The organism is Mesorhizobium sp. ESP7-2, assembly GCF_020164715.1.
In the GTDB taxonomy this organism is placed as follows: domain Bacteria; phylum Pseudomonadota; class Alphaproteobacteria; order Rhizobiales; family Rhizobiaceae; genus Mesorhizobium.
Window position 1 is genome coordinate 80,582 of record NZ_JAIUGQ010000027.1, and the last position, 11,407, is coordinate 91,988.

General features: G+C 60.9%; 9 protein-coding genes. 6 read left to right on the plus strand and 3 right to left on the minus strand.

What is annotated here, in order from left to right:
- The first annotated feature begins 109 nt into the window (after positions 1-109).
- The 4 genes from LB543_RS22895 to LB543_RS22910 all read left to right on the plus strand — a co-directional run bounded on the left by LB543_RS22895 (position 110) and on the right by LB543_RS22910 (position 5,962).
- Entirely contained in the window at positions 110-1,678 is a 1,569-nt protein-coding gene (locus LB543_RS22895) for a DUF1254 domain-containing protein (RefSeq protein WP_224615625.1), read from the plus strand.
- 137 nt (positions 1,679-1,815) lie between these two features.
- On the plus strand, positions 1,816-2,349 hold the full coding sequence (locus LB543_RS22900) for a hypothetical protein (protein WP_224615626.1): 534 nt from the start codon (positions 1,816-1,818) through the stop codon (positions 2,347-2,349).
- A gap of 273 nt (positions 2,350-2,622) precedes the next feature.
- On the plus strand, positions 2,623-3,654 hold the full coding sequence (locus LB543_RS22905; RefSeq protein ID WP_224615627.1) for an HAD family hydrolase: 1,032 nt from the start codon (positions 2,623-2,625) through the stop codon (positions 3,652-3,654).
- Between the two features lie 244 nt (positions 3,655-3,898).
- Entirely contained in the window at positions 3,899-5,962 is a 2,064-nt protein-coding gene (locus tag LB543_RS22910; protein ID WP_224615628.1) for a mechanosensitive ion channel family protein, read from the plus strand.
- Between the two features lie 716 nt (positions 5,963-6,678).
- Here LB543_RS22910 and LB543_RS22915 read toward each other — a convergent pair.
- Both LB543_RS22915 and LB543_RS22920 read right to left on the minus strand, forming a co-directional pair.
- Positions 6,679-8,919 carry a relaxase/mobilization nuclease domain-containing protein gene (locus LB543_RS22915; RefSeq protein WP_224615629.1) on the minus strand — a complete coding sequence of 747 codons (2,241 nt, stop codon included), beginning with the start codon at positions 8,917-8,919 and terminating at the stop codon, positions 6,679-6,681.
- Positions 8,916-9,323, minus strand: coding sequence for a ribbon-helix-helix protein, CopG family (locus LB543_RS22920; protein ID WP_224615630.1), 408 nt, complete (start codon positions 9,321-9,323; stop codon positions 8,916-8,918). The genes LB543_RS22915 and LB543_RS22920 overlap by 4 nt, the downstream gene beginning before the upstream one ends.
- 445 nt (positions 9,324-9,768) lie before the next feature.
- Between LB543_RS22920 and LB543_RS22925 the strand changes: the two genes are divergently transcribed.
- Positions 9,769-10,443, plus strand: coding sequence for a ParA family protein (locus tag LB543_RS22925; protein ID WP_224615631.1), 675 nt, complete (start codon positions 9,769-9,771; stop codon positions 10,441-10,443).
- Complete coding sequence (locus LB543_RS22930; protein WP_224615632.1) at positions 10,440-10,835, plus strand: hypothetical protein; 396 nt, start codon at positions 10,440-10,442, stop codon at positions 10,833-10,835. The genes LB543_RS22925 and LB543_RS22930 overlap by 4 nt, the downstream gene beginning before the upstream one ends.
- Positions 10,836-10,952: 117 nt before the next feature.
- Here the strand turns inward: LB543_RS22930 and LB543_RS22935 are convergent, their stop codons facing one another.
- Positions 10,953-11,294: a hypothetical protein gene (locus LB543_RS22935; RefSeq protein ID WP_224615633.1), complete on the minus strand. Its 342-nt coding sequence runs from the start codon at positions 11,292-11,294 to the stop codon at positions 10,953-10,955.
- Positions 11,295-11,407: the final 113 nt, after the last annotated feature.

Consider the following 11,407-nt stretch of genomic DNA (forward strand, 5'->3'; position numbering starts at 1 on the left):
AGGGAATCTGCGATTACTTTACGTCAACTGTAAGTATGCCTTGTGCATCTTCTCGCTGCGTGTGAGTCTACCAGGAATTATTCAACATCTTTAGAGGGAATAGACGACGATGCTTCGGTATGGTATGCGATCTTTTGCTTTAGTCGGCGCAAGTTTACTTGCGATCAATATCGCGTCAGCTCAGGAGGGAAACACCCCCGGCTACAATCACAAGATTCCAGAGAAGATTATGACGCCCGACAAGGTCGAGACGTCGATCGGAACGCTGAACTTCTTCGACGGGATGCCGGACGACGCAACGGTCGGCAAACTCTATGACAATCTCGATATTATGCGCGGCGTGGAGACATTCCTCAACGGCATTCCTGCGACCTCCATCGAGGGGCTTCGTCTCGGTCACCTGGAACTGGGCGCCGACACCCCCAACAAGGCGCTCATTCTTGACCAGTTGCTGGACTCCGCGCCGCTGTTCCTGACTGGCAACACCGATACCGTATATTGCAGCGTGTTCCTCGATCTTGCGAAGGACGGGCCAACCGTCGTCGAGATTCCCCCCGGCTCCGGCCCCGGTACGGTCAATGATGCCTATTTCCGCTTCGTGACCGACATGGGCGGCCCGGGTCCCGATCGAGGAAAGGGGGGCAAGTACCTGATCCTCCCGCCCGACTACAAGGGTGATCTCAATCCGCCTGTCGGCGGCATGGAGGCCAAGGTCAACGGTCAGAAGTACTTTGTCTCAAAGTCGACCAGCTACGTGAACTGGCTGATCCTGCGCGGTTTCCTGGTCGACGGAAAGACCGACGCCTCGGTGGCATCGTTCAAAAAGGGCCTGAAGGTCTATCCGCTCAGCAAACGCGACAACCCGCCGAAGATGGAATTCATCAGCGGATCGCAGAAGCCGTGGAACACCATCCACGCCAACGACTACGAGTTCTATGAAGAGCTTCACACGGTCATCGAGCGTGAGCCGAGCTCGATGCTCGACCCCGAAATGTTGGGCCTGTTTGCCTCTGTCGGCATTCAGAAGGGCAAGCCCTTCAAACCGGACGAACGGATGAAGAAGCTGCTGGTCGAAGCGGTCGCTGTCGGCAACGCAACCGCCCGCGCGCTGGTGTTCCGCCCGCGCTTGGACGACGTCCAACTCTATCCGAACAGCGCCTGGAACGTGGCCTTCGTGGGCGGCAGCTATCAATGGCTCCGAGACGAAGGCAAGGGCGGCCGCAATCTCGACGCCAGGACCCTCTACTTCTACCAGGCGACGGTCAACACGCCTGCCATGGTGCAGAAAATGGTCGGCGTCGGTTCCCAATACGCCTATGCCGCCACCGACCGGAACGGCGACTATCTGGATGGCGCCAAGACCTATAGCCTCCGCATTCCCGCTAATCCGCCGGCCAAGGATTTCTGGTCCGTGGTGATCTACGATCCGCAGACGCGCTCGGAGCTTCAGACGGGCCAGACCTTCCCGAGCAAGAATAACAAGCGCGACAAGCTCATCGAGAATTCCGACGGTTCGGTCGACCTCTACTTCGGCCCGACCGCGCCCGAGGGGAAGGAAGCCAACTGGATCCAAACCGTTCCCGGCAAGGGTTGGTACACGCTGCTTCGGCTTTATGGTCCGCTCGAACCCTGGTTCGACAAGACCTGGCGGCCGGGTGAGTTCGAGGTGGTCAAATAGCAGGGTTCCGCGTTCGATCGCAAAACTAAGGTTGCAATTAAGGGTGCTGGCATTCGTCGACAGCACCCTCGCTTCCCGCGGTCTTCCAAGGCCATGATCTAAAAACAACTCTTACACGTCTGAGAGAGATAACCATCATGCGAAATTTTACGGCACTCATCATGGCAACGTCGGTGGCACTTTCATCCGCGACGGCAGTCTACGCGGAAGAAAATCCCCTCCCCAAGGCTAGCGATAAGCTAGTCAAATACGGGGATGACGTCGAGGGTTGGACTGTCTACGCAAATAAAACACGCGGAGATTGCCTGATCGTGAGTGCGTTTGGCCCAGGTTCGGTGCAAATGGGCGTAGCCGCAAACCAGGCGGTCGGGTACCTTGGCGTGTTCACGAAGCTGGACATAGGCATCAAGAACGGAGTCAAGGACATCTTCGTCGATATCGACGGCCATCTTTACCGCGGCGTGGTAACCACAACGACCGGCCTACTCAAAGGCGGGTATTCGGGAGGTTACATTTTGACGGATGACCCAGCTTTCAAACGCGACGTGGCGAAGAAATACACGATGACGGTGTTTCCGCAAACCCAGGGTACCTTTGTCGTCGATCTGAAGGGCACCTTCAAGGCAATGGCAACGGGTCGCAAGTGCCTGGCCGAACAAAAGTCAGGCTGATCCATTCCATCGAATTTTCAACCGGTATGGTGGAAGGACTGCGTTGCAGCGATATCGAAAATCGGCGTCGCTGCGGGCGTGGGGCCCTAATTCAGTTGTCCTGCGGAAGGCGACGCCATGATAGGCGAGCGACGTGTGGCGCAGGACGCACTGTTGCGGTCGATGCCGGCACGTGTGCAGAGCGAAACTCTACCAGCACCGCGCGGTGCGTTTACTGCCGCCTAGACTTCAGGCCATCACGAAGGTTCAACGAGAGCTCGCGAGGACGCCACAATGACATCAAAATCAAATGGCATCAGTCGCCGGACGGTGCTCTCGGCGCTTGCTGCGGTTCCGGTTCTGGTCGCACCGCTTAGGCGCGCAAACGCACAGGCTCAGACGCAGGGCGACTGGCTGCAGTCGTGGAACGAAGGGCCGGTCAAGGCCTCGATTATCGAGTTCGTTGCGCGCGTCACGGCTCCGGACGGGGCCGATTTCGTCCCTCCCGCCGAGCGTATCGCCGTCTTCGACAACGATGGCACGTTGTGGTGCGAGCAACCGATATACGCCCAGGCGGCCTTCGCATTCGACCAGATAAGGGCACTGGCCCCGCTGCATCCGGAATGGAGAGCAAAGCAGCCATTCCAGGCGGTGCTCGACCAGGACGCGGAGGCTTTGGCGGCGGTCGGCCAGAAGGAGCTGCTGGAGATCCTGACTGTGGCCCACACTGGAACCACGGTGGATGCGTTCCAAAAGACCGTGCTCGACTGGATCACAACGGCACGCCATCCCCGGTTCGATCGTCCTTACACTGATCTTGCCTACCAGCCGATGCTGGAGCTGCTCGCCTACCTGCGCGCCCACGAGTTCAAGCCATTTATCGTATCCGGCGGCGGCATTGATTTCATGCGCCCATGGACGGACAAGGTCTACGGTATTCCTCCCGAGCAGGCGGTCGGCTCGTCGGGCAAGACGCAATTCGAGATCGGGGCGGACGGCAAGCCCGTGCTGGTGAAGCTTGCCGAATTCGAGTTCCTCAGTGATGGGCCTGGCAAGCCAGTTGGAATCAACCGGTTCATCGGACGAAGGCCGATCTTTGCCTTCGGCAATTCCGATGGCGATGTTCCGATGCTGCAGTGGACAACGAGCGGACAAGGTGCACGATTCGCCGGCATCGTTCACCACACCGATGCCGAGCGCGAATGGGCTTACGACCGCCATTCCAACATCGGAAAGCTCGACAAGGGACTAGACGCGGCGCCCTCTAACAAATGGGCCGTGGTTGACATGAAGAATGACTGGAAGCGCGTTTTCGCGTTTCAGTAAACGGGCGGAGGTTCTCGTGACCGCCCCGTTCGAGGTGGTCTGCCCGGGAAGAATGAAGGCGCCGCAATCTATGTGCTGATGGTGCGGATAAGTTCTGTGTCGCTCGAACTCGAACCCTGGTTCGACAAGGCTTGGCGGCCGGGTGAGTTCGAGGGGGTCAAATAGCATGGTTCGATCCGGCATGGTTCGGTCGATTGCAGGAACGTCTGGTCGCACTGTCGACCGAAAATTGCGGGAGCGCACGATGAGGAACGCACTGCCCACTAAAATTGGTATTCTGCTGTCGGCCGTCATTCCGATTCTCTTTTGGGTGCTCGTTGGAACCTCCTGGGCCCAGGCCCAGCAGCCTCCCGTCGGCGTGCCGCCCGAAAAGGCACGGCAGTTCCTCGACCTGCTGTCCGATCCGGAGGTTAAGGTATGGCTCGAAGGAAAGGTACCGGCAGCCGCCGAGGAACCGTCTGCCGCATCGCCTGCCGACGCGATCTCGAACTGGGAGCTGGCCGTTCGCGCACGTCTCGTCGCGCTCACCGATGCCATTCCTCGCATCCCGCAGGAGGCAGCTAACGCCGCCGACATCGTGTCGCGCGACGTGAATTCAGGCAGGCCCGGCCTGGTGGTCCTTATCCTGGCAGTCCTGACTGTCGTCGGCTTCGGCGCCGAGTGGCTGGTCCGCCGGGCTTTGGCGCTGGGCGGTTCTGACCGAACAGTTGATCCCGGACAGGCGGCCCTGTCCGAGGTCGCTGCCTTGTTGACGTTTGCTCTGGCAGCCATTGGTTCGTTCCTCGCGTTCGAATGGCCGCCTTTGCTACGCCGCATCGTGCTGACCTTGCTGCTCGCCTTCATCGCCGTGCGTGTCGTCCGCGCAACTGCCAGGCTGCTGTTTGGACTTGCCGGCGCGGAAACCAGAACGTCGGATGAGACGCTGACGGCAGTCCCTGTCGCAAGCGAGACAGTGCAGCGTTTCTGGCTTCGCCGCGTGAGCCTCATCGCCGGCTTTCTGCTGTTTGGCTGGGCCGTGGTCAGCCTCATGCCTGGCATCGGTTTCTCGATCGACGTGGCGCGCGTGGTTGCCCTGCTTTGTGGCCTGGGCATACTGGCCATCGCCATCGAAATCGTCTGGCGGCGGCCGGGCTGCGCAGCTTCCACTGTCAGGCAATCGCTGCTGACGCTCTATCTGATCGCGCTTTGGCTGGCCTGGGTGGCAGGACTGCTCGGCGTGCTGTGGCTTGGCCTCTATGCGTTGCTGTTGCCGGTGGCGGTGCGTGGGGTTGGCAACGTCGCACAGGCCTTCGCCGGCAGAGCGCAGCGCAGCGGTGCCCTCGGCATCATGCTGAACGTGCTGATCGTCAGGGGAGCCAGGGCAGCGGTGATCGGCGCCGCGGTCGCTTGGCTCGCCTATATCTGGCGTGTCAGGACTGCAGCCCTTGCCGGCAGCGAAACAGGCGCGCTCGTGATTTCGGGCCTGCTTAATAGCATCATCGTCCTCCTGGTTGCAGATCTGCTTTGGCAGTTGGCGAAGGCGTTGATCGCCCATCGGATGGAGCTCGCGCCAAAGGAAGGGTCAAGTGCGGACGACCTTGCCCGCAGCGGCCGGCTGCGTACGCTGCTGCCGATATTCCGCAACGTGCTCGCTGTCTTCATCTCGGCCGTCGCTGTGCTGACAATCCTGTCCGGACTGGGCGTGCAGATCGCACCTTTGATCGCCGGCGCGGGCATTTTCGGCGTCGCCATCGGCTTCGGTTCGCAGACACTCGTCAAGGACGTGCTGAGCGGCGTTTTCTATATGCTCGACGATGCTTTCCGTGTCGGCGAGTATATCCAGAGCGGCAGCTATAAGGGCACCGTCGAATCGTTCAGCCTGCGGTCAGTCAGGCTGCGGCATCACCGCGGCCCAATTTTCACCGTGCCGTTCGGCGTGCTCGGCGCCATCCAGAACATGAGCCGTGACTGGGTGATGGACAAGATGGCTCTCAGCATCACCTACGATTCCGACGTGGACCTCGCTCGCAGGCTCATCAAGAAGATCGGTCAGGAGCTGGCCGCCGATCCTGAGTTCGCGGCCGATACGATCGAGCCGCTGAAAATGCAAGGTGTCGACAGCTTTGGCGACTCCGGGATCGACCTCAGGATGAAGCTGATGACCAAGCCGGGAACTCAGTTCGGCATCAAGCGGCGAGCGTTCATGATGATCAAGAAGGCATTCGACGAGAACGGCATCAAGCTCGCCGTTCCCACCGTGCATGTGGCGGGTGGCGGCGACAACGCGGCCGCCGCGCAGCAACTGCTCAAGATGAAGCAGGCTATCTGAGCAAGGTCGAGGATTCGGGTTTCCACCAAGGGGTGACCTGGGAGTTGGAGCCGGACGTTGTCGACGACCTCGGGCTGGCTGGATGCCGCCCACCCCCGTTCGGAACAACTGCCATCAGGCAAGGACGGTTCAGTTAGACTAGTATCCAGGTCGGCGAGTGTCGTCTCAAGAGTCGCCAAGAGGAAGAGACCTGCAGACATCGTGATTGCTTGGGAGAAACCCCGGCATTTAGTAATGGTGAACTCAGCGGAATGGCAGCTTTTGGGAATGGCCGCGATGACTTGAACGGCCGAAATCAGGCGGCGCATTGCAGCCATTCGCAACGCGAACAATGATGGTCACGGATGGGTCATCAACGTGAATACGAAGATCTCCAACGGATCCGATCAGCGTAACCGGGAACGTCGCAGTCGCCTCACAAATGTCGAGGCGTTAGTCCGGGCTTTCCTCCACCGACGATCATGGGTAGCAGCGCCGCAGGCTGATGGGTGGCTAATGCCGCGTCGTGCATCAGCTTCATTGACGAATGCCTTTTGCGCTCGCCGGAAACGGGACCAGCATCTGATCACCCGCGATGCGGCAGGTTAGCGGATTTCAATATCATCCTCGCAATGAGATGCCTGGCTCTTGATCCTGAACCTCCGAGGCCCGAACGAGTCTCGGCGACAGTTCTCCGCACTCTCCCGCGCTTCAGAGGGCCGGCAAGCAATCTTTGCTCAGCGCTCGTAATCGTTATCGTTCGAGCGCTGTGTCTTGCGGTCCTGCTCTTCCGACTGCCGTGCCTTCTGTTTGTTCGCGTCCTTCTGCTTGGCTCCCACCTTCTCCTGCTCGGTGCCTGTGCGTGGCTGCTCCGGCTGGCGGGGATCGTCCCGAGTTGGAAGGTCTCGCCCTCGCGCCTCGCGCTCGGGGATCGGCTCGCCACTGCCACCACCACGACGCTGTTGCTGCCGCTCGAATTGCAGCCGCGCGAGACGATCGTGCATCTTGTCGTTCACCTCTTCACGATACTGTTCGAACTGTCCTTGATGCGCCGGCGGCAGCGTCTCGCGCATGTTGTCCAGAGCCTGATTGACGCGGGCCATCTGACGCCGCATTTCCAAGGGGGTTTGCGCCATGTTCAAATCTCCTATCATTGCATTCAATTCTCTCATACCGGGATGGGACAGGAAAGACTTCTGCCCCGATTGATCAGCTCCGCGACCCGCGGCAGGACCTGGCTGCCCCTCCACTGTCCGATCGCGACGCAACCGCAGAAAACTGTTGCCGATCGACTCTGCTGCCGTGAGAGCCTGACCGACTACGCCCACGGTCCGCATCGTCGTCACAGTCTTTTGCCATGCGGCAGCGATTGCATCGCCGTTAACGACAAGGGATTGTCCATCCAAACGGCGTTGCCGCTTGGCCTCCACCCGCTCGATCGTCCTGGCGCTGACCTGGTAGCGCGGATCGCTCTGGGCGCGGCTGTAGGCTCCGGCATGCTCCTTCGTGAAGGGCCGCGTCATCGCATGATCCATGCGCCGCGTCGCCACCATCGCAATGCCGTTCTCGCGTGCTTTTTCCGCAAATGTCTCGCGCCAGGCTGCCAGATCTGGCTTGTAGAATTTCAGGCGCTCGCCGTCGGCTGACCGTGCCTGCACCATCGCGTGGATATGGACGTGCTTGGTGTCCTTGTGATGCGCCAGGACGAACTTGTATCCTGGCGCGCGCTCCTCGAGCACGGCGCGCGCCGCGGCCATAACGGCGTTGGCATCGGTGCCGGCCTTCGCCGAGAAAAGCAGGTGATAGGCATTGCGGCGTTCACGCCCCGAAAACTGCGGGCGCCATTGTTCATAGACCGAAGCCGCCGCCTTGGTGGAATTCTTCGCCCCAGGCGCGGGCTCGCCATTTGCGTGGCGGACCTGGCTGTGGGTGCGGATGAACTTCTGCAGGAAATATTTCGCTTTGGGTTCACGGCTGACGGCCGCCTTTACCTCTGCCTTGGCTACTACCCCCGCTGCGCCCATGGCCTCGGACAACCGCGCCTCGATCTTGTCGAGCGCCTTGCTGCGCGAATTCTCCCGACCACCGGCCAAGACCCTCGCAAGCGGCCCGGCCCGCTCATCGGTGTGCGCGTATACCTGCACCGTCTGTCCGTCCTGCGCATAGATGAACGGTTTCGAACCGAATGCCTTATTCAACGCCTCGCTCAAGGCAGCATCGGTGACCTCGCCGGCGAGGTCGAAACGAACCTCGATAAAATTGGTGTTTTCCAAGGGTGGTTCGAACGTCTCGCAAAACGTTTCCAGGAACGCCTTTCGTGCGCCGCTTGTCGCAAGAACCTGTCCGTCCTCGTCGAAGATTTCGATATCGTGTTTCTCGCCTTTTTCGTCCTCGCGCTTCCCGATGTAATTGAGCAGCCGCGACGCCGCGTCCTTCGTGGATGGCGGATTGGGCATGACCTTGAACACAGCAGGCTGCGCGCCCGCCGCATAGCCTGCCCTCGCCGCCACGGCCCGCGCCTGATAGGTGACCCGCGCCGCTCGCCCGGTACCGCTCGGGCGACCCGCACCACGGCCGCCACCGCCGCCGCGCCGCTTCCAGTCTTCCTCCTCCTCTTCCGGCCGAAAACCGGCAAGCGTGGCGCCATAGACCATGATCGGGGCGCTAGCGGCCTTGGGGGAGCTCGCAGCCGCGGCGGACTTCGGTGCCCTGCTGGACATGGAGCTCCCCGCCACTCCTGTTACTCCCGGCGACGAACGAGGAGGTCTCCTGCCGCCACTTACCATCGAGCCGGCTTGTCCTTGCCCGAGGCCCCCGCCACCGGTCCGCTCATAATTCTTCATCGCCTGGAATTCACCGGCCTCGCGCCGGGCGCCCGTCTCGGACTTGTCGTCGTCCAGCTCCTCACGCTGCACGCCGGGCTCGCCCCGCAGATAGCGTTCGATTTCGGCCGCGTAACCAGCAAGACGACCGCTCATGGCCTGGCCTCCCTCGTCTTGCGGGACCCGCCAGTCATCGCCTTCAGTTCCTCGCGGAACCGCCGCACGAGGTCGCCCACGGCGATCAGCGCCCGCTCAAGATCCTCATCATGGGCAACTCGGCCGTCGTTCATGGCGCGCACGGCCTGATTGAAATTGACGCCGACGCGCCGCAACTGATCGGTCATGTCCACGATCGCCGGCCGCACCGCCTCTGACGCGACAGGCAGATGTCCGGCCTCAGCCCGCACCAGACGTCGGACGACCTCACTGACGGTTGCGCCCTCCCGTTCCGCAATGGCTTTGAGACTGGCCAGCTCGTCAGCCGAAAACCGGATGTGCGTCACCTCGCCATAGCGTCGTGACGCGCTCTTCACCGCAGCTTTCTGAGCGTCTGCATCCATCTCTCAAGCCCGCTTGCGGGCGCTAAGGCCCGTTAGGGCTGCGCCGCCTATTTTGTGTGTATCACAAAATAGGCTATCCTGCCACAAGAAAGAGAAGCGGTGAGACCACGCGAACAGTCCCTCCTCGCAACCAGCCCAGTCACTTCAGTCCGACGGCGCGCAACGCGTCGTGATGTTTCCGTGTTAACATGGAAACAATGAGCGCTTTCGCAGTCGGCTCGTCCGAGCGGAACCCTTCCCCACTGAAGATAAGCTGCGTCATGATTGTCACCCGGAGCAGGCCCCTTACTGGTGCGCTCCTGGGTTGCCAAACCGGTCTGCCGCGTTGACTATGTCAGCATGTTTCGACCGTGACATTAATCCATGTGTCCATGATGACTTGTTTCCATGTTAACATGGAAACAAGGAGACAAGGAGACAACGCGGGAAGGAGGCCGCCTTGATCATGTCCGCTGTGATCCCCAAGGGAGGCACTGGCAAGTCCACCATGCTACGCGCGCTCGCATCCGTCGCGCTGCACCGAGGCTATTCGGTCACCCTCATCGACGGCGACCGTCGTCAGAACATGAGCCGGTGGTTCCAGATGCTGGGTGACGCCGGCAATCGTCCCGACAGCCTCCAGCTGGTCAGCGCGATGACGCCGCAGGAAATTCTCGAAGCGGCGGCTCACCACAATGGCGAACGCTCCGTCGTCCTGATCGACACCGAAGGCACGACCAATGACAATCTCATGGCCGGGCTGTTTGCCGCCGATATCGTCGTCGTACCGATCTATCTCGCGCTCGATGACGTAACCGCCGCCATCCAGGTCACCGATCACTATATTCCGCTCGCAGTCGAAAGTCGTGGCCGGCCACTGCCGACGGTGTTCGTGCTGACGAAACAGACGATCATCGATGGCAGGGCGCGCGCCTTGACCGAGCTGCGCGCCATCATCCAGGCCAACAGCACGCCGGTCGCCGAGCACATGCTCCACAACCGCGTCGCCTATCGCGATCTCCAGACCGGACAGACGCTTTACACCCCGACGGAACCCGACGCCAAGGCGATTGCCGAGAGCGAGGGCGTCTTTGACGACGTCCTGAAAACCTTCATTGAAGCAACGAGGCATGTGGCATGATCGACGAAACCAAGGCCGGCGCCGACAAGAAAGCCCGCATGATGAAGGCGATCTCGACACAGCTGCCGGCCCTTCCAAGCATGTTTATTCCGCCGAAAGCCGAGACACCGCAGGCAAAGGCTAAATCAGCGGCGATGCAACCGGCCGAGCCGGCATCGGCCACTCCACCCGATTTTCGCAAACTGGTGCGGCAGGGCCAGAAGAAGGACCCGATCGCCGGAAGGAAAATGCGGGAGGAGGAGATGGTGCGCTGCGGTTATTATCTGACCGCTGTAGAGCAGCGCCAGTTCAAGCTGCTGGCGATCAACAACGGACACAGCATGACCGAGTTGCTGCGCAAGGCGGTGCAGGACTACATCCACACCCACAAGCATAAACTGCCGAAGGGATAAGCCGCTTGCCGGATGTCGCTGTCCCATCGGGTGATGAGGGCCGGTTACGGCTCTTTGCCATGTGCAAAAAAAGGGCCGGCGACGGAGCTCTGTCGCCGGCCCTTTTTGTTCGTTCGCCTAGTCGGGGTCGTTGAGGCGCTTTAGAAGACGCCCGAGGATTCCATCGCGCTGCGGACGATCGCCGGCAGCGGCCTTGTCCTCGACCAGCTTCGTGGCGACCTCTGGCGGCAGCGGCATGAAGTCGTAGCCATGCGCAATTGCCGCGTGGTGAAGATCGTCAAGCGCTTCGAACGCGCGATCGTGGGTGCCAAGCCAGAGCGCGGGTTCGTCGGTCACTTCGTGGGGGAACGCCTGCAGGAAATAAGTCCGAAGCGGCGGGTCGTAGCCGATGACGGCTTCGGGGTCCGAGTGGCCTTGTCCGGTGACGGTGCCAGTGACCGTGATCGTGTAGCGGCTCATTGCATCCTCCTTTTGCCTGGCGGGGAAGCCGGCCCCTGCGGGGCCGGCCACCGATCGCTCACTGCGGGTTGTTCCAGAGGATGACCTTCTTGCTCTCATCGCCGCCGGGGGCC

Bases quoted from the DNA above. Each gene is read 5' to 3' on its own strand.
- LB543_RS22925 (WP_224615631.1), top strand. From the start codon at position 9,769: ATGTCCGCTGTGATCCCCAAGGGAGGCACTGGCAAGTCCACCATGCTA.
- LB543_RS22910 (WP_224615628.1), top strand. From the start codon at position 3,899: ATGAGGAACGCACTGCCCACTAAAATTGGTATTCTGCTGTCGGCCGTC.
- LB543_RS22895 (WP_224615625.1), top strand. From the start codon at position 110: ATGCTTCGGTATGGTATGCGATCTTTTGCTTTAGTCGGCGCAAGTTTA.
- LB543_RS22915 (WP_224615629.1), bottom strand. From the start codon at position 8,919: ATGAGCGGTCGTCTTGCTGGTTACGCGGCCGAAATCGAACGCTATCTG.
- LB543_RS22930 (WP_224615632.1), top strand. From the start codon at position 10,440: ATGATCGACGAAACCAAGGCCGGCGCCGACAAGAAAGCCCGCATGATG.
- LB543_RS22905 (WP_224615627.1), top strand. From the start codon at position 2,623: ATGACATCAAAATCAAATGGCATCAGTCGCCGGACGGTGCTCTCGGCG.
- LB543_RS22900 (WP_224615626.1), top strand. From the start codon at position 1,816: ATGCGAAATTTTACGGCACTCATCATGGCAACGTCGGTGGCACTTTCA.
- LB543_RS22920 (WP_224615630.1), bottom strand. From the start codon at position 9,323: ATGGATGCAGACGCTCAGAAAGCTGCGGTGAAGAGCGCGTCACGACGC.
- LB543_RS22935 (WP_224615633.1), bottom strand. From the start codon at position 11,294: ATGAGCCGCTACACGATCACGGTCACTGGCACCGTCACCGGACAAGGC.